Here is a 25,150-nt window from a genome sequence, read left to right on the forward strand (position 1 = left end):
TCGCATGGTATATAAATCAAGTTTGGGATCCCGTATTTTTGATGCGGTTAATATCGGACTCATGCTGTTGCTAGTGGTTGTAACAATATACCCGCTGCTCAATGTAATTTCGGTTTCCTTAAGTCACTCCGATTATATTTCGCTAGGGAAGGTAACATGGTTCCCAAGAGGGTTTAACACGATGGGATATAGCGTCATCTTCGAGAAGCCGATGCTCTACATCAGCTATCGCAATACGGTGCTTTACGCCGCGGCGGGTACACTGTTGACGCTGTTTCTGACATCGCTGATGGCGTATCCGCTCACGATTTCAAAATTTCAGCTCAAGAAAAGCATTACCGTATTTCTAGCCATTACGATGTTCTTCAGCGGGGGCATGATACCGACCTACTTGATCATCAAACAGCTGCATATGCTGAATACCTTCTGGGTTATGGTCGTGCCTGGCTGCATCAGCGCCTATAACGTTATTATTTTTCGGACATTCTTTCAAAATATTTCATCGGAGCTTCGGGAATCGGCTTATATCGACGGAGCGAATGACTTGGTCGTACTGTTCCGCATCTATTTGCCGCTGTCCAAGGCGCTGCTAGCCACCTTCGCCTTGTTCACTGTCGTGGCGCACTGGAATGTATGGTTTAATGCGCTGATTTATTTGAAGGACGAGAATCGGTATCCGCTGCAAATGTTCTTGCGCTCCATCATTTTCACGCAGCAGGAAGGGCAAAGCTCGCGTGTAAAGGAGATGATCCTGAACCGGCAGATCAATCCGAAAAACATCCAGATGGCGGCGATCGTCATCACCATGGCTCCGATTCTATGCATCTATCCGTTCGTGCAAAAGTATTTCGTCAAGGGCGTCATGGTAGGTTCTATCAAAGGGTAACGAGCTTCATCTCTGATTCTGTTGCATGCCCTATGAAGGGAGGTGAACGTTTCAACGAGCTTTGCGGCAGGGATAGAGAGTTGCATTTGCATTCCAATCCATTTCGTTCAACCTAGAGGGGGATCTAGTATGAAAAAATCGTTTTCGATCTTGAGAGTACTGATACTGATTACGCTTATATCGACTGTATTTCTAAGTGCATGCAGCAAATCGAATGATGGGAATACCGCTTCATCCAATAATTCCGAAGCGAACGCTCCCGCGAACGAAGCTTCCGCACCCGAAGAATTGAAGCTCAAGGTTGTGATCCCGCACTTCGGAGGCGATCCGACGGGAACGCTCATCCAGCAGCAATATGAGAAAGAAATCGAAGCCTACATGGGGACTAAAGTCTCGATCGAGTGGACGCGCATTCCATGGGGCGAGTACAGGGAAAAAACGCAAATCATGCTGACAAGCAGCGATATTCCGGACGTTATGCTCGTGCTCGGCAACGATAATATTGTCAAATACGGCGTGCAAGGTCTTTTCCTTGACCTGAACAAATATATCGATCAAGAAGAGAACTACAAAACCTTCGTCGACGCTACCGAGAACAAAGAACAATACTTGATGACCGAGAACAATCAATTGTTTGCCTTCTACGACGGTTATTCGAATCCTTCTGATGTAGAGCCAAGCCAATACGCTGCCGCCTACCGTCTTGATGTATTCGAGAAAAACAACATCAAAGTGCCGGCTACGCAAGAAGAAATGTATGCGGCCGCGAAGCAGCTGAAGGCGTTGTATCCGGATTCTTATCCGATCGGTCAAAGCGAACAGTATTTGGGCTACGACGGCATTCTGAACGCCAACCATACGTCGAGCGGCATCTACTGGAATGGCACGCAGTATGTATACGGACCGACTGAAGATGCGTACAAAGAGGGGCTCATGTTCCTTAACAAGCTTTATTCCGAGAAGCTGATCGATCCGGCCTTCTGGTCGGACGAGATCGATCAGGCGAAACCGAAAGCAACGAGCGGCAAAACGTTCATTTATCCGCAGCTGTGGTCTGGTTACGTTGCTGATTTCAATGCGAATAAGGAAGCGGGCGTAACATGGACGCTTGCGATGACGGCAGATAATCCAACATACGGTAAAGCGTGGAAGTACGACAGCGAGCCTAAAGGAAAAGGGCTGCGAAACGGCACTGGCCTCGTCATTTCCGCGAAGACGAAACATCCGGAGCAGGTCGTGAAACTGCTTGATTATCAATACAGCGACCAAATGATCGAGCTGTTGATGTGGGGGATCGAAGGCAAATCATACGAAGTGAAGGACGGACATAAGCAGTATCTTTCAGCGCTCAAATCCGCTCCGGACTTCGTAGACCAGCTCGCGAAGATGGGGGTTTCCGCATCCATGAGCACGCGTCCTGGCATCGTCTTTACGCCGCAAGAGAGAATCGCCGTTTATACTTCCATTCCGGATGTGCTGTTCTACCACGACGGCAAGGCGCAATTGGAAAACTATTATATGGCGTCGAATAACTATGGCGGCAGCGAATCGATCTCGCCGAATGACAGAGCGCCGAAGGTGATGCTGTCGAAAGACGAAACCGATGAAGTAGCGAATACGATGACGCCGATCGACACGTATGTCAAAGAATCAGCGGTCAAATTTATTAAAGGCGAGATGGGCTTTGACCAGTGGGATAACTACCTGGATACGATCAAGAAAATGGGAGACTTGCAAGCGATTCTCGATTTGCAGAATAGTAAAGTGAAGAAATAATAAGGCAAATAAACCATTTCCTCCTTTGATGCTTCCGAACAAGGGGGGATGGTTTATTTATACCGGGAGGCTGAAGCGATGAGCAAGCATGACTTGATAGTTGATCAACCAATCGCCAGATGGGATGAGGCGCTGCCTCTAGGCAACGGATTGACCGGTTGCCTCTTATGGGGAAATGGGAAGCCGCTCCGATTCAGCTTGGACCGCGGCGATATTTGGGATTTACGGCTGGCGCCTGAGGCGCTGGATAACGGGTTCACCTATGCGGAAATGATCGATTGCGTGCGCCGCGGTGATCAAGAGTCGCTTCTTAACCGGTTCGACAGCTTCTATGAGACTTATCCTTACCCGACGAAATTGCCAGCGGGCAGTCTGGAACTGCGCTTCAGCAAGCACGCTGACAAGATGAGGAGTCATCTTGCCTTAGAAGAAGCTTGCGCGCATGTCCAGCTTACGTTCGACGATCAGATTGTCGGTGTATCCAGCTTTCTGCACGCCTTGAACGGACTCGGTTATATCAGAATGACCGGGGCTGCGGAAACAGATGGACTTTTGGAAGTTCTGCCTCCGGATTACGCGGGTGCGTTTCAGGAAGAAAGCAACGACCCCGTCTTTGCTACAAGCCTTACTCGGCTGGGGTACCCGGCTGCGGCTAAACACTCGGAAGGCAGCTTGCAATGGTTCTATCAGCGAACGTGCCATGAGCTGGAATATGCAATTGTCGTTGCGCAGCGGAAGACCGATGACGGTACGCGAGAATGGGTTTATGCGATAACGGCCAATCATGACGGAGAGAATTGGTTAGAGAATGCCAAGCGTAAAGTAACGGACGCGAGTATGGATGGATTCGATCTTGCGTTCCGCGAGCATAGTGCTTGGTGGGGGCGTTATTGGGCGAAGAGCTCTATCTCGCTGCCGGACGCGGAAGCGGAGAAGCAGTGGTATTTGAACAACTATTTATTTGCTTCATGCTCGCGCAAAGGGGCGCCGCCGATGCCGCTGCAAGGCGTATGGACGGCGGATGAAGGGCTTCTGCCGCCGTGGAAAGGCGATTATCATCACGACTTGAATACAGAGCTTTGTTACTGGCACTATTTGAAGGCGAACCATCTGGAAGAAGGAGAAAGCTTTATCGATTTCTTGTGGGATTTGCGGCCTCAGGGCCATCGGTTCGCGCAAAGCTTCTTCGATGCCCCGGGTCTCAACCTGCCTTCGGTCATGACGCTTACTGCCGGAGCAATGGGCGGTTGGGCAATGTACTCCATGAGTATCACCAATATCATCTGGGTGTGCCAGGCGTTCGATCATTACTGGCTGTATACAGGAGACCGTGATTTTCTGCGCGATAAAGCTTATGTCTATTTCAAGGAAACCGCTGACTGCGTGCAGCGATGGCTAGTACCTGGCGAAGACGGCAAGCTGCGTCTGCCTGTATCGAGCTCGCCCGAGGTTCACGACAATTTGCTTGAGGCTTGGTTTGATCCCATGAGCAACTACGACCTCGCGCTTCTGATTTACTTGTTCCGTCGATTGAAGGATATGGCTGATTGGCTCGATCATGAAGCTGATGCCCACAGATGGGCGAACGTGCTAGCGGGTCTTCCAGAGCTTGCCGTTAATGAGCGTCATGTGCTGATGCTGAATCCGAAAGAATCGCTTCAAGAAAGCCACCGGCACCACTCGCACATGATGGCGATTTATCCTTTGCAGCTGCTTGACCATCGAGGATCTGAGCGTGATCGCAAAATCACCGATGCAACGATTGCGAACCTAGAGCGTCTCGGCAAAGGTCAATGGGTGGGCTATAGCTTCGCTTGGGCAGCTGCTTTCTATGCGCGGCAAGGCAACGGAGAAGCGGCGATTTATCATCTTCGTCAGATGTGGCAGCATACATGCTCGCCGAACGGTTTTCATCTGAACGGGGACTACAAGCGAGCAGGCGTCTGCATGTTTCATTATCGTCCTTTTACACTGGAAGGCAACTTCGCTGCCGTTAGTGCACTGCAGGAAATGCTTTTGCATACGGATGGAGAAACGATTCGCCCATTTCCGGCTATTCCACGCGATTGGGCAAAGCGAAGCGTCGAATTCCGCGATTTTCGCGGCGAGATGGGCGTGCTTGTTTCGGCTAGGCTTCATGCAGACAAGCTTGAATATGTCGAACTTCGTGCCGAACGCGAAGGAATCTTCCGCGTACAGAATAGTTTCGCTGGAGAAAGGCTGATGTTGCGAATTGGCTCTACCGATCAAGAGGTTCATTGCAGCAGGAACGAGATATTCTCGATCGCGCTGGTAGCGGGCGAAAGGTGCATGATTACTTCACTCTAAGAGCGTTTGGACTATTTTCAAAGGAGTGGTGGGAATTATGATCAATCTGTTGGTCGTTGACGATGAACCGCTTGGTCGGATTCCGTTTTACATAAGTTCAAAAGAGGAAATAGTGGTAAATTATTGAATCTCTACAACCGATAACAAGGTATGTGGTTCAATATCATATACTACGAATAGGACGTGTCATATGGTCAGAAAGCTTATCGGTTTGTTGCTTGTCTTCTGCTTGGTCGTAACTACCCCGCTTGTAGCGGGCGCTGCTTCTGTTAGTAAGCCGATTCAATTGGTAGTGAATAATAAACAGATTGCCGGCGTCAATCCGATTGTCAAATCGGGCGTGATGTATGTACCTTTTCGCAAATTATTTGATGCTATGGGGTATAAGGCGAAGTATGGTCCGGGTACAGGGCAAATCTCTGGGACCGTTAACGGCGCTAACATTCTATTCTGGTCCGGCGATAATGTTATAGAATATGACGATGGCAGCTACTATTTAGACCATGTCATTCCTGTCATTAACGGACAAGTGTATATCCCTCTTCGCCAGTTTGGACAAATCGCGAAGTACTCGGTTTATTATAATCAATCGAAGCTCACCGTGAGTTTAAAGTCATACGGCTACGGTCAAGAGGCTGCTGTGAAAGAGCTCGTTACGAAGTATTACGAAACCTTTAGTCCCAAATTACTGACATCTGACAATCTAACATTGGGCTATATGAATCTGGAATACGATTATGAAGCGAATCAAGCAGTCAGCGAAATCCCGGTCCGCGACTTCAAAGTGAACATTGATCGAATTGAATATACTTCTGACAATGAAGCAACGCTTCAAGTCACTTATAGCAAGCGTACGGAAGAATTGAACCGTGAAGATGTGTTCGGGTACAACATTCGCTATGAAGCAGGACAATGGAGAATCGCGCACGAGGGCATGATCTTTAATAACATGGAAGCTCCGGAGGACATCGACCAGAAAGCTGAAGCCATCATGAAGAACCGCTTTAACGAGCAGAATGCCGTTTTGTCGGATCTAAGAACTTACTATACAGCGTACAACGCAGAGGACCTTAATCGAACGCTGCAATACACAGCTCCTTCGTTTATCAAACATTGGAACGACTATGTCTTGGGTCCAGAAACATGGGAAGACAGTCTGAAAGGGATTTTTGACCATAGCGAAGAGAGGTACAAGTTATCCGATGAACGAGTCGTCTTCCTTGGACAGAAGGAGGCTGTCGTCCAAGGGATGCTTAGTTGGAGCGATGTGACAGAAGACATTATGGAAGGCGACGATATATACGAAGCGCTTATTTATTTGGAATATGCCAATGGTCGCTGGAATTATAAAGAAGATATTAGCCTCGATCAAGACTTCGATCGTCGCGAAGAGGTTGTACTGTTCAAGTGATAGGGATAGCGAAAAGAGCAGAAGAGAACTTCTGCTCTTTTCTATACTCCAATTATTTCTTAACCACAGGCACCCAGAATTCGCCGTAGAACGTACCGTCCCCGTTATCTTTGCGATAAGTCGCATTTGGACCGCCGATGTAAGCATAATCAGTAACTTGGGTCAAGACTTCGCCAAAAGCACGGTAAGTCAGCTGATCAAACAAGGTTTCTTTGTCACCGTTTCCTGCAACCACGATGTACTCGCTCTCCGGAAACTCGATGGTGCGCGTTGCGTCAGCCACTGATTTTCTAGCTTCTACCGCGAAATAATTCCACGGTTTGCCTTGATAAACCTCGTTGACGGACCATTCGCGATCGTCCTTTGCGGCGTCTTTGAGTTTATTAAAACGTCCGTCAGCCTTAAGTTTGTCCCAAAACTCGGCTTTTTCTTGCTGCATCGCCGGCATGTCTTGGAAATTGGATTGGATGGAAAAACCATAAGCGGTCAATGTGAATGATTGTTTGTGATCAAGTGTGTAAGCTGTCATGTGCATGCTCCTTTTTCCAGAGATTAGCCTTCGACTTTTTTGACACGAAGCCACATTTCGCCGTAGAAACCACCGTTTTCATCTGTTTTGACGAAGGTTGAGTTACCGGGACCAACGTATTTGTAGTCTGTGATTTCTTCCAACATGCCGCTGAAAACTTTGCCTGTGATTTCATCAGCAAGGCGTTCTCTGTCAGCGCCTGTGCCAGGAACGACAAGGTAGTCGCCAGCTAGGAAATCGAGGACGATCGCGCCTTCCACGTCGAACTCACCCATCACGCCGAATCCGCGCCAAGCCTTGCGGTCGATGGCGAAGTTGATTTGATATTCTTGCCCGTCTGCGAGCGTGAGAAGTTCAGCAAGCTTGCCGTTTTCAGTGATTTCAGCTTTTTTCGCTGCCGTTTTGGCTGCATTGCCTGCCCAGTCGTTGTAGTCTTCAAGTGTAACACCGAAAGCAGTCATTTTGTAGTTTTCTGAGATGGTTTGGATGGAGTAGTTAGTCATATTATTCTCTCCTTTGGGGGATGTAGTTGTTTACAAGATTGATTCTAGATGCTGAATGTATCAAAAAATGATACCTTTTATTGCAGCATTTTTGATACACTAGAAGCATGAAAAAAACAGAACGAGTGAACCTAATCATGCGCTATATCAATAACCGTGCGCATTTTACGATTGCCGAGATCCAGCGGGAATTCAAGATTTCCCGCGCGACAGCGATTCGCGACATTAACGAGATTCAGGCTTTAGGTTTTCCGCTGACGACCGAGCTTGGGCGAGGTGGCGGCTACAACGTGCTGCAAAACCATTATCTGCCCGCAGCGCGCTTCACTCCGGATGAGCTGAAGGCGATTTTTATCAGCTTTATCGCCTCCAAAAATTCACAGCTGCCTTATCTGCAGAATCGCCGTTCCATCACGGAGAAACTCATCGGCATCGCGTCGCAATCCCAACAGGATGAGCTGATCGAGCTGAATAACATCTTGCTATTTGAGAATACCAATCCCGCCAATCCGAATCTGTTGGAGCTCGATGATGCGGCGCCTGCGGAGCTGAACCAGCTGATTTCGCTTGCTGTGCGGGATAAGCATTTGCGCGTGACGTATGAGCTGAGTCTCGGCTGGCCGCAGCTGCTGGATGTATATTTGCTGCATATCTTTAACTCGAACGCGCAGTGGCTGGTCGAGATTTATGATTTGGATACGGATGAGTTTCGTTATTTGCCTGTCGACATGCTGCGGGATTCGGCCATTTCGGAGCAGGCGATGAAGTTATCTGAGCAAGAGATCCTAAGCAAGAAGCTGCTTCGTGCACGCCAGTCCAATCTTGTTGTGAAGCTTGATACGACCGGGATTCAGCGCTTTAAGCGTATGCACCCGCCGGGGATCATTTTGTCCTTTACCGGGATGTTCCAGTCAAGTGGGATCTTCAATGTGCAGCTGGATGTGACCGATGCCGAAACGCTGGCGTATTATGCGGATTGGCTTTTGTTTCTGGGGAAAGGGACCGAGTTTGAGCGGATTCCCGATGAACTGCGCGTGATGTTGGAAGCGCGTTTAGCAAATTTAAGATTTTCATGAGTTTTTATCTGAAGGTTATTAAAAATGTTCAGGTCCCGATGATGCGTTATGAATTATCGGGACTTTTTGCTGCTTCTATTGGGTTAGGGAACGTTCTGGGGCTTGTTGGTATCGTATTTTTGATGACAGTTGAAAAAGTTGAAATCCTTCGGCAATTTTTACGTATACCTATTGCACATATGTATTTTCTAAAAGGGAAACTTACTGGCGTAGGGGGCGAATCAAGTTGGAATCATTGTGGTTGGAGTATGCATGGGCTTTACTTATTCTTATCGGTTTGGAAGGGTTGTTGTCGGCCGACAATGCGCTCGTGCTGGCAGTCATTGCAAAGCAGTTACCGGAGGAACAGAAGAAACGAGCGATCAATTACGGGATCATCATGGCCTTTGTCTTTCGCTTTGCCGCCCTGTTCGCGATATCCTTTATTGCGAATGTGTGGCAGGTGCAGGCGATCGGCGCCGCCTATCTTCTTTACCTAGGCCTAAAGCACATTATTCAAGAGCGATTCGGCAAAAAGAATAAAGATACGCACGCGGAAGAGAAGCAAGTAGCAGCAGGCAAAGGCTTCTGGCCAACTGTCGGCAAGATTGCGCTGGCCGATCTCGCTTTTGCGATTGATTCCATTCTCGCTGCGGTTGCGCTCGCGCTTGGCTTGCCGGATTCCCCGCTGAGAGAGTTCGGTGGCATGGACGGGGGGCAATTTATTGTTGTGGTGCTTGGCGGGGTTGCCGGATTGGTACTAATTAAATACGCTGCTGCTTGGTTTGTACAACTGCTCGGACAACGACCGGCACTCGAGACAACGGCTTATGCGATTGTTGCTTGGGTGGGGGTAAAGCTTGCTGTGATTACGCTTGCTCATGAGGATATCGGCGTTTTTGATCATCATTTTCCTCATAGCACGGGATGGACTGTAGTCTTCTATTCTGTCTTGGTTGCAGTTGCCGTTCTTGGTTGGTTTGCGCCCAGCAACAGAGTTTCAAAGACGAGCACTTCTTAATAAGGCCGCATGGCAAGAATCCGCTGCTGCCGAGGACGGCTGCCGATGACACCTGTATAGGAAGGAATTAAATAGAGCTATGCGTAATACACCTACCGTTTCGAAGGAACTCCTTCAATCCTGCTTAAAGGAGCAGTATGAATGGACTCCTGCGACACTTGAGTTTCTTCCGCTGGGACTTGATTACAGCTCTGCGGTGTATCATGTGGTGAGCGAGCAGGGAACTGACTATCTGCTCAAAGTCACGTCTAAACCTTTATACGAACCTCAATATCAGGTTCCTCGATATCTTGGCGATCAGGGGATTACAGGTGTCGTGGCCCCCATTTCGACCAAGAGCGGTACCCTGTGGTCCTGTCTAGAGGATTTGATTGTCGTGGTCTACCCCTTTATCAAGGGGGATTCAAGCTTCGAAGGAATGTCGGCGGAGCAGTGGAATAAGCTGGGGACTACCTTACAACTAATTCACAGGATTAATTTACCACCTAAAGGATTGCAATCGCTCCGACAGGAGGCCTTTGATGCCACGGAATATGTTCGATGGATAAGTACCCTTGAGGATCAACTTAAACGCTTCGAAGGCGGAAGTCCATTGGATCGTACACTGCATGCTTCTTGGGTAGAGCATAGGTTGACGATACACTCGAAGTTGACCGCATTAGAAAAGCTGGCTGGGACGCTCCAATTGCGAAAGATCCCGCATGTCATCTGTCATGCGGATCTGCATCCGGCCAATGTGATTAGAGATCAGGCAGGGCAAGTGTTTGTTATCGATTGGGACGAGGTGATGCTCGCTCCCAAAGAGCGTGATTTCATCTTTGTCAGTCATCCGCATGACCAAGCATTCTTCCAAGGGTACGGAGCCGTAGAGGTGGATGAGGAAGTGCTCGCCTATTACCGCTTAGAAAGGGTCCTTCAGGATCTAATAGAGTGTGCTCGGAACGTATGGATCATGGATGATTTAGGAGAAGAAACGAAGGCCGAAGCCCTCAAATTGTTTCAAGATATCTTGGCGGCGGAGGAAGCTGCTAGGTAGGCCGCAGTATTCATCATATAAAAAACAGAACCTCCGGGACACCGTCGTCCCAGAGGTTCTTCTTTCTTCACTAAGTTATTCGACGGGCACCAAGCTGTCCAAAATCTCCTGCAGGCTCAGCTCGCAGGCTGCCATGGACGTGTCCGCGACGCCATAATACATCTTGACGACATCGCCTTCCACAAGCGCTCCGCAGGCGAAGACGACGTCTCCGAAGAAGCCTTTCTTCTCATAATCGGCGTCCGGCTCCAGAATGGGTTTACCCGAGCGGGCGATCACTTTGGACGGATCGTTCAAATCAAGAAGCACGGCCCCCATGCAATAGCGATGCTCGAGCGTCGCACCGTGGTATAGCTCCAGCCAGCCGCGCTCAGTTCTAAACGGTACGCAGCCGCCGCCAATGCGGCCGCTGTCCCACATGCCCTGGCGAAGACCGATCAGATGCTTGTGATTGCCCCAGTACAGCAGGTTGTCCGACTCGGCGATCCACATTTCCGGGTTGCCGGTGCTCTTGGTCGTCGGACGGTGAAGCGCGTAATATTTGCCGTTTACTTTCTCCGGGAAAATAAGCACGTCTTTGTTATCCGGCCCGAAAATCATGCCGTGGTAAGTGACGTTCACGAAGTCGGTCGTAGAAATCATCGACTCGCCGACGCCGACCGGGCTTACGGCTGAGTAGTAAATGTAATACGTGTCGCCGATTTGCGTAATGCGCGGATCCTCGATCCCGAACGTCTCTAGCGAGTTCGACGGATAATGGAACGGCTTCTCATCGACAGTGAAGCTATGGCCATCCTTGCTGCGCGCGATCCGCAGGTAGGAAATCGAGGTTAAATACTCGAAGGTTGCGCTATGCGACTTGTTCTTGATGACGCGCGGGTCCGAGAAGTCGTAGCGCTCATCATCAAGCCGAAGCTCGATCAGGTCCAGATCTTTCGTGGCCGTATTGTAAACCGGCGCCAGCACAGTGCCCGGGACGGAACTGATTGGCCGTTCCGCCACGCGCAGCAGCATAATAATTTCATTATTGTAAGACGCGATGCCGGCGTTGAACGCGCCGATGACCTCGAAATTGTCACGGTGCGGTTTCACGTCGAGCGGCGTAATTAGTGGATTTTCTTCATAACGGTATACGTTCATAACAATCGATAACTCCCTTATCAAGCAATTTCGTGTTCAAACCGCGCAAACGGATCTGCAATGGTTATCCGCTGCGCATCGGCGTCGCTTATGCCGGCGTACAGGACGGCCGTTCCATCCCCCTTGCGGACAAGACCGCCGCTGAAGACAACGTCCTGGAGATCCGGACGCTTCGACGGGCCGGGCAGAAAGGCGGAGCGAACCGCGATCAGCTCGATATCCGAGAAGGTTCCGTCGGCTGGATCGAAGACAAACGCCATCGGGTAATAGTGACGGTCCCCTTGATCGTCGAACGAGGCAATGTGGCCGAGTACGCCAACCAGACCGTTATGAAGCAGGTGGGCTTCATTAGCGCCGCCCCACTCCTCGTCGGCGAATTGTCCGTCCAGCAGCGGTGCTTCGTTGATTCGATCGACGGTTAGCTCATCCAGCGAGGCGATATGGGCGTAGCCGATTTTGCCGCGGCCGCCTTTGGTGCCTTGTGGACGCGTGAATACGCCGATTGAACCGTCCGCAAGCTCGACGAGACGGATATCCTTCATGCCGTCAGGCCCTTTAAAGAATGGCTGCAGCGCGGCGATGCTCTTGCCGCGGTAGAAGACGGTTCGCCATTTCAGCGCATCCGGCTTCATGGGATCCGGAAATATCTCCACGCCGCCGAGCACGAGCTCCCCGGCAATTCGCGTGAAGAAAGGATCTTGCAAGCGGAATGACGGCGCGCCGGCTCTAGGCGACCAGCTTCCGCCCTGCTGCGTGAAGAACAGGATATCCGAATGCTCGCTGTCGCGCGACTCTACGCGTCCTGCAATGACTTGTTCGCCTTCGTCCGTGAACGGTGCGGTAATATTGTAAACGTCCTTGCCTTCTAAGTCGTCGCCGCCTGTAAAGACGATCTTCTGTGCATCGCGCACCGAGGCTTCCGAGGATTGAAACGCTCGTAGAAGCTCTTCGCATGTTTTTGTAGCCGTTTTGTTCAAACTCAAGCTCTCCGACTCCTCTCACCCAAATAATTGCTATTTCAAGTTGAATTGCATGCCTTCTTGGAATTTCTTACCGAAGAAGATGAACAGAATGATGATTGGGATCGTCAGCAGCACGGATGCGGCGTAGAGCGGCCCCGGGTAGGTGCCGTACGGGCCGAACATTTGCGATAGCAGCACGTTCAGCGTTAGCTTATTGTCGCTGCGCACGATGATCATATCCCATAGCAGCTCCGTCCAGCGTTCCATAATGAGGAACAGGAAGATGACGGTCGTGATCGATTTGGACATCGGAAGCATGATGCGGTACATGATTTTGAAATCATTGGCGCCGTCCAGTTTGGCCGCTTCGATGAATACCGACGGGATTGCCTTGAAGAAGTTCGTGTACATGAAGATCGCCCACAGGCTGACCGCCTTAGGGAGAATCATCCCCCAGTAAGTGTCGTACAAGCCGACCTTCTGAACGATCAGAAACGTCGGAATGAGCAGAATAATCGCCGGGAAGAACATATGGAACAAGACGAAGTTGTTAATCGTGTCCCGCCCGCGGAAATTCAGCTTGGAAAGCGCGTAAGCAACCATGATGCCCGACATCATCATCAGGGCAGTCGAAGCGATCGACACGAGCACGCTATTGAAGAACGAGCTTACCCAAGGGCGTGTAATACCTGTCTCGCCGCCGGAAAACAGCCAATTGTACGATTTCGTCGAATACGAACTCGGTATGAATTTCTGGTCGACCTGGCTCCAATCCGCGAACGAATTAAGCACCATGTATAAATACGGGTAGACCATAATGAACAGAAGGATGACAGCCAGCCCATAGCGGACAGTCAGCTTGCTTTTACTGTTTCGGTTAGTCCCAACCATAGCGTTTCCCCCACAGTTCCAGCAGTTTACGGATGATGAAGATCGAGATGAAGGTTGCAATCGATGCGAGCAGCGCCACGGCGGATGCGTAGCCGGCTTTCAAGTTTTTGAAGGCTTGGTTAAAAATCTCCATCTGCCACGTGTTCGTAGCAAAATTCGGTCCACCGCCGGTTAATTGATACACTTCCGTGAAAATACCAAACGTGACGCCGAACGCTAAAATGAGCGTCGTATAGAATGCCGGGTAGAGCAGCGGCAGCGTAACGCGCCAAAATCGCTGCCGTTCCGTGATGCCGTCGATCGCGGCGGCTTCGTAGATCTCAGCGTCGATGCTATTCAGTCCCGAAGTCAGAATCAAAGCGTAATATCCCGTGAATTTCCACGCCAAGATCAAGCCGACGACGAACAACGCTGACATCGGAGTGCCGAGCCAGTCGATGTTTATGCCTGCCTTGCGAAGAACCGTATTGAGCGGACTCGAATAGGACAGGAATCCTTTCACAATCAGAGACGATACAACCCCGGAAGACAAGTAGGGCAAGAAGAAACCGATTAGAAACAGGCTCTTAAATCGTGGCAGGTTGTGCACGACGACCGCAACGCACAATGCGAGAACCGTTACGAGCGGGACGAAAATCATCATGAATTTGTAAGTCACCCAGAACGCGGCGTGCACGCCGGGCGATTTCAGGGCATCCGTAAAATTCTTAAGCCCAAGAAAGTTGTAATCCGGCGCGATCAAGTCCCAGTCCGTAAAGGAAAGGTAAAACGACCAGATCAGCGGGCCGAAGAAGAATATCAACGAATAAATGAGGTAGGGGCTGGTAAATAACCAGCCCAACCGATTGTTTTTTTGATCCATTAGGACAACTCCCTCTATTGAAGAGCGGCTTCAATGGCTTTCTTCATATTAGCCCAGCCCTCAGCTGGCGCGATTTCACCGCGTACCACCTTGTTGAAGGCTTCTTGACCGATAAGCGTTTGTAGGTCGTTATATTTTGCATTGTCCATCGGAGGCACGGCATTCGGCACATTCTCCGCGTATGGCTTCAATTCCGGATTCGCATCGAGCACGGTTTTGAACGATTCATTTGTTGTTAAATCGTCGCGTGCCGGCGGCAGTTTTGTTTGCTCCAGCCATTTCACGTCATTCTTCGGATCGGCGTAGACCCACTTGATGAAGTCAACAGCCGCTGTTTGCTGCGCTTTCGAAGCTTGGGCGAAGATGACGAGACCTTTCGTATCCGCGAACGTCTTGCTTGCAGCCGGGTCAGTACCATCTGGCACGATAGGCATGCTCAGCGCGAACGTTTCGTTTATTTTAAGTTTAGGGAACTTCTCTTTCCACATGTTGAACGTCCATGGACCGATATCGGTAAAGACGCCAACGCCGGTTTCGAAAGGATCTGTAACGGTTTGCGACAGAATGCCTTTTTCCTTACGCAGGTTATCTACGAACGTCAATACTTCCGTGCCTGCTTTGTCGTCACCGACAAATTTGCTGCCTTCGACGAAGTGGTTGCCGCCAGATGCTGCATTGTACAGCATGAAGAAGTCGAACCAACGTTTCCAAGCGGTCGGATCAGCTAGATCCGGTTTAGCCCATACGTATTTATCCGGGAATTTAGCTTTCAGCTTCTTGGTCGCATCCAGCATTTCACTATAGGTTTTCGGAACTTCATTAACGCCCGCTTGCTTTAGAATGTCGATGCGCCAGCCGAACAGCATCGGGTTGGAGTAGATCGGAAGCACATATTGATGGCCATCGGAAAACTTCCAAGGCTCAATCGTGTTTGTCATGTTACGGCCTTTGATGACGTCCTCGAATCCCGGCATCGATTCTAATGGAAGTAATGCTTTGCTGTTAGCCAGCTGAGCCGCGAATCCGCGGTTAATGTTCTCCGATATCGTAGGCGCGCTCTTACCGGCAATAGCCGATTGAATGCTCGCCTCAGAAGTAGGTGATTCTTTAATGGCACTAACGTTGATTTTTACTTTGTCATTGACTTTCTCGTAAGCTTTGGCTAAATCAGCCCAGTATGCTTGCTGAGTCGGGTTGGGAGCAGCCCAAAACTCGATTGTGGTTACGCCATTTCCTGAATCAGCGCCTTGATTTTGGTTATCGTTGCTTTTGCTGCCGCAGGCTGCGAGCATCGAACCGGCTATTGCGGTGATGAGTAGGGTGGAAGCGAGCTTTTTCATTACGTGAAATTCCTCCTTTGATGTGTAAACAAAATAAGTAATGAGGTTTGTCATGACTAAAGTAACGTTACATTATTTTTGTAAGCGCTTGTGTCATCAATTATTGATTATTTGTAACGCAAAGTCAAGTGATTAATTTGATTTCCAGATGCTCTGTCAATGGACAAGATATTTACAATATTATTTTGTAACGTTACAATATAAGAAAGTGCTGCGCGGTAGGGAAGTCTAACCATTTGCTATGCTGCGTCGAAAGGGTGTTTTGGTCATGAAACCGAAAGTAACGATGCAGAATATAGCCGACGAGCTTAATTTATCCAAAAACTCCGTCTCGCAAGCCTTGACCGGAAAAGACGGCGTCAGCGAAGATACTCGCAAGCTGATTATCGAGACGGCCCAGCGGATGGGCTATGTATATAGCAAGGGCAAGAAGGAGATGAGCAACCTCCCGATGAGCGGCAAATTTGCGCTGATTGCCTCGGATTTTGCCTTTAGCATGCACAGCTTCTTTGGGCAAATCTATTTGAGCGTGGAGAAAGAAGTGAAGCAGCAGGGCTATGAGCTGGTCATTCAATCGATCGGCCCCGATGCCGTCAAGGAACTCCTTATGCCGCCAATCGTGCAGAATCGATCGGTAGATGGCATGATTATCTTGTCCCATATTACGACTGATTATATTAATGCCCTTCTGGATACAGGCATACCCGCCGTTCTGATCGACCATCATCACCCGCAAATTAAGGCAGACAGTATACTTACAAACAATCGTTTCGGTGCTTATGAAGCAGTCAGCCATTTGATCGGGTTAGGACACTCCGACATCGGTTTTGTAGGCGATATCGCTTTCTCGCCGAGCTACTACGAACGATTAGACGGCTATCGTATGGCGATGTATGAATATGGGCTTCCTATAAAGGAGGAATGGGTCCATACCTCGGCGCTTGAAGACGGCTCGTTCATTTGTTCCTATATAAAAGAGATGAGTGAACGGCCGACAGCTTGGTTTTGCGTCAATGACGGTCTCGGCTTCTTCCTAAACGCCGCGGTACAGCAGCAAGGTCTGTCGGTACCGGAGGACGTATCTATTGTAAGTTTCGATAACGGCTATCTGTCCCGTATCTCCACGCCGCCATCCACGACGGTGGAGGTTGACCTGAAGCTTTACGCTGTCAAAGCTGTTGATCGGCTGATAGAGCGCATTAATAATCCGGACGATCCCTATACGGAGCTGCTCCTGCCGACGCGATTGATTGTGCGTGGGTCAACCGGTGGGGTCCGCGCGGAGTGAGAGGTGAATGTGATGAACCCTAACAACACTCAAACGATAACACTCGGTATGGGGTGCTTCTGGGGCCCCGATGCTTTGTTCGGACAACTTGCGGGTATCACGAGAACGCGTGTAGGTTATGCCGGAGGAACGACCGATAACCCTGCGACGCGGCATACGGGAGATCACACCGAGATGGTCGAAATCGAATTCGATCCGGCTGTCGTAAAGTTGGAGACGATCTTGGATCTGTATTGGAACAGCCATAATCCGGCTAATATCAATAATTACAGAGATCGTTTGTACAATTCCTTGATCTTGTATCGCGACCCGGCACAGCTAAGTGTCATCCAGAAGGTTATGAAGAACAGAGGGGAACAAGGAAAAGGAGTGCCGGACACCGAGTTAACTCCATTTACCGTTTTTTATCCTGCTGAGGATCGAAATCAGAAGTTTTATTTGAAAAGATACCCGGATGCTGTAGACAAGCTGCGAACGCTCTTCAAGGCCGAGGATGACCTGACGAATGCAGCATTGGCTGCCCGGTTAAACGGAATTGCGAAAGGCTTCGCCAACATGGATACCATTGTCCAAGACATCCGGACTTGGCAGATCAGTAACGAGGAACAAGAGGAGATCATCCGGCTCATTAAGCAAATTAAATGGTAAACATTACAGCGAGCTAGGAGCGAAGAAAATTCTTTATTTCGGAGCGGGAGTATCCCAAGCGGTTTTCCAGTCATTAATGTGCTGAAATACACTCGAGAAGGATGCTCCCTTCTCCGTGATTGAATATTCGACGGACACAGGTACGGTCGGAAATACTTGGCGTTTGATCATTTGATGATCTTCTAAATTCCGTAAGGTATCGGTTAAACCCTTCGTATTGACGTTACCCAGATTTCTTCGCAATTGATTAAAACGTTGGGGCTCCTTCAGCAGCTCCGTTATGACTAGAAACGTCCATTTGCCTGAGAGAAATTGCAACACTTCAGAAATCGACTTGATGCAAGTTATCTCGAATTTCGTGGATTCCAAATGTATCAGCTCGCAATATTTTTTAGCTATTATCGGGTTTTTGTTGGGTTCTTATGTGACCGATTAATAAAGGGACAGCGCAGAAAGTCTGCGCTGTCCCTTTTAGATTGCAGATTATTACCCAGCTATAGGAGCTCCGGTCACAGGGTCCGTACTCGGATCCCAGTTCGGAAGAGGATCCATGCGGAATCGCGTCAGAACCGTACTGCTGATTTTCCAAACACCCTGTTCTTTTCTATATGATTCGCGGTATTGACCATACCCGTGATGTCCCGGATAGGCATCCTTCGCGTCAGGGAAAGTCAGCAAGTCATCCATAGCCCAAACGGCTGTGGCGTTATCCTTGTCGATGATCTCGATCTCGGGCATATAGCCGTGGTGAACCGTAGGAGCTCTATCCACTAGTTCCCCGATCATTTTCCCGTACGCTGCGCCGCCGCCTTTAGAAAAATCTTGGCCTTGTGAAATAATGAGGGCATCGGAAGTGAAGAGCTCCCCAAATTCCGTCCATTTCTTCTCATCAACATAACGGAAATAACGGGCTTTCAATTGTTTGATTTGTTCCCTATTCTCCAAACGCTCATATCGCTCTTCTAGTTCTGCGATTTTCGCAGCGAGTTGCTGATTGTTTTCCAACATATGAACACGTCCTTTGTTTGTTTTGTAGAAGCTTCTTCTTATATGAATTGAACGATATCCGCCATGGGACGTCTTGTCTTCGCGCGTTTCGGTTGGCTGGCCCGATAACCGAAAGCCGTCATCACGCTCAAGCCGAATTCGTCGTTACCGAGTAGTCCTTTCTTGCGCAGCAGCTCATTGACGGCATCCATATCGAAGCCTTCAATCGGACATGAATCGATGCCGATGTGCGCCGCTGCCGTCATCATATTGCCCATTGCCAAGTACGTCTGCTTCGAAGACCAGTCCAGCAGCTCGCGTTCCGAATTCAAATGAAGGTCGTCGTAGAACTGTGCGTAGGCTTGCTCCATGCTTTTATAAACTTCTATAGGCATACCCTTCACTCGGGTCATTTGATCCATTACGTAAGAATGATCATGAGTAAGTCCTTTTCTGGCCAAAATAATAACGAAATGGCTCGACGTTGGCAGCGATCGCATCGCACCCGATACATGCGGCGCGAGTTCTCCTCTGAATTCCGAATCTTGTACGACTACGAATTTCCAAGGCTCATTGCCTCCCGAGCTGGGAGAGAGACGGCCCGCCTCGAGTATGAATTGAAAATCCTTATCCGCTATTTTTCTCGCCGGATCGAATTCTTTGGTTGCATGCCTGAAATTAAAAGTAGACATCAAATCCGTTTTTTTGGCCTCGATATTCATTGCTAGAATTCACCTCACGAGTTGTTTTTTTAAGCTGGGCATTGAAGCTTCAATTGCCTTGGAGACCACTATAGCAGGTATAAATCTGTTGCATAAGGAGGCTATTATTATAAATCTAGTTTATAAAAGTAAAGCCAAGAGTCTATCTACCATAAGAAAGAAGGAGTGAAAATCGTTTTGCAGCGGAGGAGGAGGCATCGCACACGAAAAGGCCGAGGGAGAGTACCCACGGCCACTTAATAACTTAGGTTGTCTAGCGATCTTAGCGATTCGTTTTTTTTGGTGACTTCGCTGTCTAGCTGACAAAGGAATGAGGTGGGAAGGATCACCTGTCACGCCGATCGAAGATGACGTGTAAGGCGTACAACACGTTCGCTGCTTTCTGGTCTCAAATGACATATGACGTGTACTTCGTACAATTCATACGTTTCTTTCTCATGAATTTAGTGGGTTATGCGTATTTCAAATGCATGTTATACACGTTAATTACCTTTTTTCTCGGAAGGCTTCAGTTTGTCGTGCAGTTTGTACAACTCAAGGAGGAAGCCGGCCTTTTGTTAGGTTCGAAAGAATTAGTAGAGTTAATTAACGGGGTTTACTTCGTCGCGTTTACGATCCGGAAGAACGCGCGGATATCATCGATCATTAAATCCGGAGCATCAATTGCGGCAAAATGTGTGCCTCTGTTAAATTCGCTCCAGTGTACAATATTGTGGTTCTGCTCCGCATAACGACGAATCGCAACGTCGGATTGCTCAAATACGGCAACGCCTACAGGTGTTGGACTTGAAGCCTTAGGTGCCCAGGCACCAGGATCATGTGCACCTTCATAATACATGCGAGCAGAAGAGTTGGCCGTTCCAGTGAACCAGTATAACATCAGATTGGTTAAGAATCGGTCTCGGTCAACAGCCCCCACAGCATCGCCGAATCCATAGAACATCTCGGATGTCCAGGCGAGCAGTCCGACCGGGGAGTCATGCAGCCCGTAAGCAAGCGTCTGCGGTCTGGTCGATTGAATCATGTTAAAGCCGAAGCGCTCGCTCATAAATTGACCCAGACGCGCGAGTCGGGCTTTTTCTGCATCAGTCAGTAACACGAACACGTCCTCTTCAACCTGTCCCATAGGGATGAACCCCATCGTGGCAGCATTGACATGCACACCTGTAACATGAGTTGCAGCTATCCGGCTTATTTCTGGGGCGATCATCGCACCCATATCGCCGCCTTGTACACCATAACGTTCATAGCCCAACCGATTCATTAATTCCACGAAGGCTTGGGCAGCTCGTCCGGATGTCCATCCTGCTTCCGTTGTAGGACCGGATAAACCAAAGCCAGGAATGGATGGTGTGACTAGGTGAAAGGCGTCTTCTGCATTGCCGCCATGAGAGGTCGGATCGGTGAGCGGTCCGATAAGATCAAGAAATTCGACAGGTGATCCGGGCCACCCGTGAATGAGCAAGAGCGGCTTGGCATGGCTCTCTTGGGATGTAATATGGAAGAAAGCTGTGCTCCAATAGTTCGCCATTTCTTTCACAAAATAAAGCGGTACCCCGTAATCCCATCCCGTTCCCGGAATCTCATCAGGCCAGCGAGTACGTGACAAACGCAGATGAAGGTCGTCTAGTTCAGCCTGCGAGGTTTCAAGTTGGAAGGGGTGGATGGCTTCAAGGCTCGAGTTAAGATGAATAGACTTCTTCATGGTTAATTCCTCCTGAGAGTTAGTGACACGGCTGCGTGCCGTCACAGCATGCGTCGTAGATCGAACATCACGCCAACCAGAACCGCCAGCAGGAGCAGCAGGCCGACGAACCGCTTGTCCGCTCTCCCTCGGCGAAGACAGAGCAGCGCTTCAATCCCCGTCACGGCCATGGCCGTATACAGGATCGTATGAATTACAGGCACCAGCAGCAGGTAGGCTGCATACAGTCCGCCCAGCTGAATCGCCAAGAGCAGCAGCGGTAATGTGAGCAGCAGTCCGCCTAACTTTACCTTGAGGGAGTAGCCCTTTCGGTAAGCCCACAGCTGGAATATGCCGTGGCCGATGAACAGTACAGCATAAATGACAACGTGGTAAATACTCATATAATGCCGAGGCGCTTCAAGGCTTCCAACGTGACCGTCTTGGCCGTCGACCCGCTGCTGTCTACATTGGCGGCGAACACCCAGTCGGTCTTCCCGAGCTCTACATAGCCCACATACCAGCCGAGGCCGTTGTCGGACAGCCGCGTCCCCGTCTTGCCATGTACCGTGTAGTTGTCCTGGTCGTTATCAATCATGATGCGCTTGACGGTTTTCTGCGTTTGCTCTTGGAAGGGCAGCGTCTCTTCCACCAGGTCTTCTATGAAGTCGACTTGCTCCTCCGCCGAGATCTTTAGCGAGCTGCTCAGCCAGAAGGTATCGATGCCCCCGCTAATATCCATATTGCCGTAATGAATTCGCTCCACATAACTCATCATCCGCTCGGTTCCGATGTCCCTGGCCATCGCCTGGTAATACCAGATTGCGGATGACCGCATTGCCGAGGCTAGTGAATGGTCTCGGTTCCATACCTCGAACGGACGGATGACGCCGTCCCACCTCTTAACGTCATATTCGTCCCGAACCGCTCCTACCTCGAGACCGATGAGAGCGTTCGGCACCTTGAACGACGACTCTGGCGTGAACCGCTGCCGGCTGCGCTCGGCATTGCAGACATAGACTCGGTCCGTCCTTAGGTTCTTGATGATCACGGTGCCCTGCACGTCATGGAACAGCTCCTGACAGGGGAGCTTCATCTCTTTGGGGGCAGCATGTACTGGCAATGCGGTAATGCCTATTGCACCCATGAACAGTAAGATGACGAGCGCCAGGACGACGTGGCTCAACTTGTTCCAAGTTATCAAATTGAATTCCTCCTTTGGCTTCCTCATAATGGAATAAGAGGAAGGCTCATGTCGACAACACTGAGTATAGAGGAATTAACGGCGGTGCTGCTTCGCCGTTTGCAGCGATTGTACCCATACAGTTGGCTGAGAGGAGTGCATGTGGAGATGCTGTATGAAGCGATTGTGGAACAGCTTTTGCAAGAGATGAAGGCCGGGAAGCGGAGGCCGGGGGACAAGCTGCCGTCGATCCGGGAAGGGGCGGAAGCGTTCAACTGCAGCCGAAATACGATGATACGGGCGTACAGGGAGCTCGAGCAAAACCACCGGATCTATGCCGTGCCGCAGAGCGGCTATTATGTCGCGCATCGCCGTCAAAGTGGGGAAGAGGCAAGAAGCTCAACTGAGGGGAAGGATGCCATCGATTTTGAATGGGCGGGTCCGGACCGAAACGCCATGCCGTACCGGGATTTCCAGCACTGCATGAACGAGGCCATCGAGAGGTACCGCGAGGACATGTTCACGTATTCGGAGGGGCAGGGTCTCGCTTCGCTGCGATTCCAGCTGGCCCGGCATTTGCGGGAACTGCAGGTGTTCACCATCCCGGAGCACATTTATGTGGTGACCGGCTCTCAGCAGGCGCTGCATCTGCTGGTGGGACTGCCTTTTCCGAATGGCAAGAGGAATATCGTCTTGGAACAGCCCGTGCATGTCGGCATGATCGAATCGCTGCGGGGCTATGATGGCGAAGTGTACGGTATCCCGTACGAGGAAGGCGGTATGGATTTGGAGCGGTTGGAAACGTTGTTTCGGGAAGGTGACGTCAAGTTTTTTTACACCGTTTCCCGTTTCCACAACCCAACCGGGTACAGCCACACGAACGAAGCCCGCAAGCGCATGGTGGAGCTGGCTCAGCGGTATGACGTGTATATCGTCGAGGATGATTATATGGGGGACCTCGATGACGATTCGAAGAACGATCCCATGTTCGCTTACGATCCGTCCGGAAGGGTTATCTATGTGAAAAGCTTCTCCAAAGTCATGCTTCCGGGCTTACGCCTTGGTCTGGCAGTGCTGCCGGATGGACTACGGAAGGATTTCCTGCGGGCGAAGGCTGCAGCCGACGTGCATTCGCCGCTGCTGACGCAGGGGGCTCTTGAGGTGTACCTCGAGAGCGGTATGTTCGCCGCCCACATCGGCCGGATGCGGAAGATTTACCGCCGTAAGGCGGTGCTGCTGCAGGAAGCGTACCGCAAGTATCTGCCGCCGGGAACCGCCTATACCAGATCAACCTCCGGCTTCTATACCACGATCGGCCTGCCGGCACCACTCCGGGCGCAGCCGACGGCCGAATACTTGCTGCAGCTCGGCGTGCGGGTCAATCCTGCTGCGCACATGTACCTGCCGGAGTTCCGGCAAGACGGTATCCTCCGGCTGAGCGTCTCGCAGGTAGAGGAAGGACTCATCCAGCCCGGCATCCGGGCAATAGGTGACGGCATTCGAGAGCTGCTTCGGCAACGCATGGAAGTAAGGTTTGTGAATCAAGGATAGGCACAAGCAGGAGATTCGGAGAGAGTAAATCAAATCTTATTCAAATTCGACAAAACTCATCGTATTCTCGCAGATAGTATGACACTCTTTTTTCACCGGACATCATAAGATGTAGGTACGCATAAGTTCCTACTTTCTCTATGAACAACATTGGGGGGATGGGCCGGTGGACGAGCAGTTTCTGAAGAGGTTGCATACATTGAATCGACGCGACGAGTTGAGATCCAGACTATTGATTGATGGAGCTAAGTTTATACTGGAACGAAACAAGAAGATGAGTTGGTTTGGGAGATATCTGAAAAATAAAAAGAAAGCCGCTACCCCAGTCAAGTACTAACGGGGAAGGCCGTATATGGTTCAAATAGAGAAACCCCGAAACGGCTGCTCATGCCGTGTTTCGGGGTTTTCTCATGCGATTATCGTTTAAGCGCGGCCCATCAGCTTATCGTCCGTTTGATCAACTTCGCCATACCGACACGGAGGTTGACGGTGGAAGAAACTTCGATGCCCTAGCGCCCATTGAGGATGCAGTGGCGAACATCGTCGATGGTCAGGCAATCGTCCCGCAGGATGTTGCGCACGACGCCGAATTGGACGGGGAGATGCGAATCGCTGCCGGCTACTATCGGTTTGCCGAGGCGTGCGGCGAAGACTTCAAGCTCCCGCCTTGTTCCTGTCTCACGTCCCCGCAATTCGCAATTTGCATTCCGTATCTCACACCTCACACCTAGTAACCCAGTAATTCACATTCCGCATCGCGCATTCTGCGAAAATCTAACGAACCGTGGGGGCCTTATTTGGCCGAATTTCGGGACTTCGAAATTCTAACGAACAGTAGGGGTCTTATATTGGGATTATCGGCTTCGAAATACCCACATACGGTCAAATAAGGCCTGTACGATCCGTTAGAGATTTTTATGGAGGCATTATCGGTCAAATAAGCTTCGTACGGTTCGTTAGAGCTCTTCCGCATATAGAATCTCAAGGCTCAGCCCCTTAACAACCGCATTTTATATTGTAAGGGTTGTGACAGTGGTTATTTTTCATCAAAAGCCCTTGTTCATTCTCTAGCGGTTGCCAGAGAGCTTATTTGGGCATTTATCAATTGGAATCCACCATTTTACTGGAGATAACGTCTCTCACAACCGTTACCGTAGGAAAAGTCGATTTTTCCATGAAGTAGCCACGCTGACAACCGTTAAACTTTCTCGGGCAGCCTCCGGCAAAGATGCCGAATAGGAGCAAATGTACGGGAGCAGGATGGCGGGGAAGTGGGCATTGGGCATATGGCATTGGGAAGTGGGCATTGGGCATTGGGCATAGGCAATGGGAAGTGGAAGTGGGTTA

24 protein-coding genes are annotated in these 25,150 nt (G+C 50.0%); 10 read left to right on the plus strand and 14 right to left on the minus strand.

Going from position 1 to position 25,150, the window contains the following annotated elements:
- Positions 1 to 22 precede the first annotated feature (22 nt).
- From AC0YN4_RS19000 to AC0YN4_RS19015, 4 genes are all read left to right on the plus strand, one after another.
- Entirely contained in the window at positions 23 to 886 is an 864-nt protein-coding gene (locus AC0YN4_RS19000; protein ID WP_475836493.1) for a carbohydrate ABC transporter permease, read from the plus strand.
- A gap of 129 nt (positions 887 to 1,015) precedes the next feature.
- Positions 1,016 to 2,662: an extracellular solute-binding protein gene (locus AC0YN4_RS19005; RefSeq protein WP_475783354.1), complete on the plus strand. Its 1,647-nt coding sequence runs from the start codon at positions 1,016 to 1,018 to the stop codon at positions 2,660 to 2,662.
- A 78-nt stretch (positions 2,663 to 2,740) separates the two neighbouring features.
- Positions 2,741 to 4,990, plus strand: coding sequence for a glycosyl hydrolase family 95 catalytic domain-containing protein (locus AC0YN4_RS19010; RefSeq protein ID WP_475836494.1), 2,250 nt, complete (start codon positions 2,741 to 2,743; stop codon positions 4,988 to 4,990).
- A 190-nt stretch (positions 4,991 to 5,180) separates the two neighbouring features.
- On the plus strand, positions 5,181 to 6,401 hold the full coding sequence (locus tag AC0YN4_RS19015) for a stalk domain-containing protein (protein ID WP_475836495.1): 1,221 nt from the start codon (positions 5,181 to 5,183) through the stop codon (positions 6,399 to 6,401).
- Between the two features lie 52 nt (positions 6,402 to 6,453).
- On the opposite strand, the gene AC0YN4_RS19020 is transcribed toward AC0YN4_RS19015, so the two are convergent.
- Complete coding sequence (locus AC0YN4_RS19020) at positions 6,454 to 6,930, minus strand: GyrI-like domain-containing protein (RefSeq protein WP_475836496.1); 477 nt, start codon at positions 6,928 to 6,930, stop codon at positions 6,454 to 6,456.
- Positions 6,931 to 6,953: 23 nt separating this feature from the next.
- Positions 6,954 to 7,433: a hypothetical protein gene (locus tag AC0YN4_RS19025; RefSeq protein ID WP_475836497.1), complete on the minus strand. Its 480-nt coding sequence runs from the start codon at positions 7,431 to 7,433 to the stop codon at positions 6,954 to 6,956.
- Positions 7,434 to 7,540: 107 nt separating this feature from the next.
- Here AC0YN4_RS19025 and AC0YN4_RS19030 point away from each other — a divergent pair, with 107 nt between their 5' ends.
- From AC0YN4_RS19030 to AC0YN4_RS19040, 3 genes are all read left to right on the plus strand, one after another.
- Positions 7,541 to 8,509 carry a helix-turn-helix transcriptional regulator gene (locus AC0YN4_RS19030; protein WP_475836498.1) on the plus strand — a complete coding sequence of 323 codons (969 nt, stop codon included), beginning with the start codon at positions 7,541 to 7,543 and terminating at the stop codon, positions 8,507 to 8,509.
- 226 nt (positions 8,510 to 8,735) lie between these two features.
- On the plus strand, positions 8,736 to 9,509 hold the full coding sequence (locus tag AC0YN4_RS19035; protein ID WP_475836499.1) for a TerC family protein: 774 nt from the start codon (positions 8,736 to 8,738) through the stop codon (positions 9,507 to 9,509).
- A gap of 79 nt (positions 9,510 to 9,588) precedes the next feature.
- Positions 9,589 to 10,545, plus strand: coding sequence for a phosphotransferase enzyme family protein (locus AC0YN4_RS19040; RefSeq protein WP_475836500.1), 957 nt, complete (start codon positions 9,589 to 9,591; stop codon positions 10,543 to 10,545).
- A gap of 75 nt (positions 10,546 to 10,620) precedes the next feature.
- Here the strand turns inward: AC0YN4_RS19040 and AC0YN4_RS19045 are convergent, their stop codons facing one another.
- From AC0YN4_RS19045 to AC0YN4_RS19065, 5 genes are read right to left on the minus strand one after another with little or no spacing between them, the layout of a single operon-like run.
- Positions 10,621 to 11,685 carry a BtaManbiosPhlase gene (locus tag AC0YN4_RS19045; RefSeq protein ID WP_475783362.1) on the minus strand — a complete coding sequence of 355 codons (1,065 nt, stop codon included), beginning with the start codon at positions 11,683 to 11,685 and terminating at the stop codon, positions 10,621 to 10,623.
- 20 nt (positions 11,686 to 11,705) lie between these two features.
- On the minus strand, positions 11,706 to 12,668 hold the full coding sequence (locus AC0YN4_RS19050) for an MTP-1 family protein (RefSeq protein ID WP_475783363.1): 963 nt from the start codon (positions 12,666 to 12,668) through the stop codon (positions 11,706 to 11,708).
- 30 nt (positions 12,669 to 12,698) lie between these two features.
- Complete coding sequence (locus AC0YN4_RS19055; RefSeq protein ID WP_475783364.1) at positions 12,699 to 13,538, minus strand: carbohydrate ABC transporter permease; 840 nt, start codon at positions 13,536 to 13,538, stop codon at positions 12,699 to 12,701.
- Positions 13,525 to 14,400: a carbohydrate ABC transporter permease gene (locus tag AC0YN4_RS19060; protein WP_091223065.1), complete on the minus strand. Its 876-nt coding sequence runs from the start codon at positions 14,398 to 14,400 to the stop codon at positions 13,525 to 13,527. Before AC0YN4_RS19060 ends, AC0YN4_RS19055 begins: the two co-directional genes overlap by 14 nt.
- Before the next feature lie 14 nt (positions 14,401 to 14,414).
- Positions 14,415 to 15,740 carry an ABC transporter substrate-binding protein gene (locus tag AC0YN4_RS19065; protein ID WP_475783365.1) on the minus strand — a complete coding sequence of 442 codons (1,326 nt, stop codon included), beginning with the start codon at positions 15,738 to 15,740 and terminating at the stop codon, positions 14,415 to 14,417.
- A gap of 268 nt (positions 15,741 to 16,008) precedes the next feature.
- On the opposite strand from AC0YN4_RS19065, the gene AC0YN4_RS19070 reads away from it, so the two are divergent.
- Together AC0YN4_RS19070 and AC0YN4_RS19075 are read left to right on the plus strand one after the other, a co-directional pair.
- Entirely contained in the window at positions 16,009 to 17,028 is a 1,020-nt protein-coding gene (locus tag AC0YN4_RS19070) for a LacI family DNA-binding transcriptional regulator (RefSeq protein WP_475836501.1), read from the plus strand.
- A 12-nt stretch (positions 17,029 to 17,040) separates the two neighbouring features.
- Positions 17,041 to 17,676, plus strand: coding sequence for a peptide-methionine (S)-S-oxide reductase MsrA (locus AC0YN4_RS19075; RefSeq protein ID WP_475783367.1), 636 nt, complete (start codon positions 17,041 to 17,043; stop codon positions 17,674 to 17,676).
- Positions 17,677 to 17,709: 33 nt separating this feature from the next.
- Here AC0YN4_RS19075 and AC0YN4_RS19080 read toward each other — a convergent pair whose 3' ends face one another.
- The 6 genes from AC0YN4_RS19080 to blaOXA form a co-directional block, all read right to left on the minus strand.
- Positions 17,710 to 18,045 (minus strand): winged helix-turn-helix transcriptional regulator, encoded by a 336-nt coding sequence (locus tag AC0YN4_RS19080; protein ID WP_475783368.1) that lies wholly within the window; start codon positions 18,043 to 18,045, stop codon positions 17,710 to 17,712.
- Positions 18,046 to 18,162: 117 nt separating this feature from the next.
- Complete coding sequence (locus tag AC0YN4_RS19085; RefSeq protein ID WP_475783369.1) at positions 18,163 to 18,684, minus strand: nuclear transport factor 2 family protein; 522 nt, start codon at positions 18,682 to 18,684, stop codon at positions 18,163 to 18,165.
- Positions 18,685 to 18,722: 38 nt separating this feature from the next.
- Positions 18,723 to 19,385 carry an NAD(P)H-dependent oxidoreductase gene (locus tag AC0YN4_RS19090; protein WP_475836502.1) on the minus strand — a complete coding sequence of 221 codons (663 nt, stop codon included), beginning with the start codon at positions 19,383 to 19,385 and terminating at the stop codon, positions 18,723 to 18,725.
- A 595-nt stretch (positions 19,386 to 19,980) separates the two neighbouring features.
- Positions 19,981 to 21,090 (minus strand): epoxide hydrolase family protein, encoded by a 1,110-nt coding sequence (locus AC0YN4_RS19095; RefSeq protein ID WP_475836503.1) that lies wholly within the window; start codon positions 21,088 to 21,090, stop codon positions 19,981 to 19,983.
- Positions 21,091 to 21,131: 41 nt separating this feature from the next.
- Positions 21,132 to 21,473 (minus strand): hypothetical protein, encoded by a 342-nt coding sequence (locus AC0YN4_RS19100; RefSeq protein ID WP_475783372.1) that lies wholly within the window; start codon positions 21,471 to 21,473, stop codon positions 21,132 to 21,134.
- The gene (gene blaOXA, locus AC0YN4_RS19105; RefSeq protein ID WP_475783632.1) at positions 21,470 to 22,216 is read right to left on the minus strand and encodes a class D beta-lactamase; all 747 of its coding nucleotides are present in this window, start codon (positions 22,214 to 22,216) and stop codon (positions 21,470 to 21,472) included. The genes AC0YN4_RS19100 and blaOXA overlap by 4 nt, the downstream gene beginning before the upstream one ends.
- A 105-nt stretch (positions 22,217 to 22,321) precedes the next feature.
- Between blaOXA and AC0YN4_RS19110 the strand changes: the two genes are divergently transcribed.
- Positions 22,322 to 23,803: an aminotransferase-like domain-containing protein gene (locus tag AC0YN4_RS19110; protein WP_475836504.1), complete on the plus strand. Its 1,482-nt coding sequence runs from the start codon at positions 22,322 to 22,324 to the stop codon at positions 23,801 to 23,803.
- 509 nt (positions 23,804 to 24,312) lie between these two features.
- Here AC0YN4_RS19110 and AC0YN4_RS19115 read toward each other — a convergent pair.
- Positions 24,313 to 24,528 (minus strand): PHP-associated domain-containing protein, encoded by a 216-nt coding sequence (locus AC0YN4_RS19115; protein WP_475836505.1) that lies wholly within the window; start codon positions 24,526 to 24,528, stop codon positions 24,313 to 24,315.
- Positions 24,529 to 25,150 lie beyond the last annotated feature (622 nt).

The sequence above is a fragment of the Paenibacillus sp. J22R3 genome (assembly GCF_056269305.1).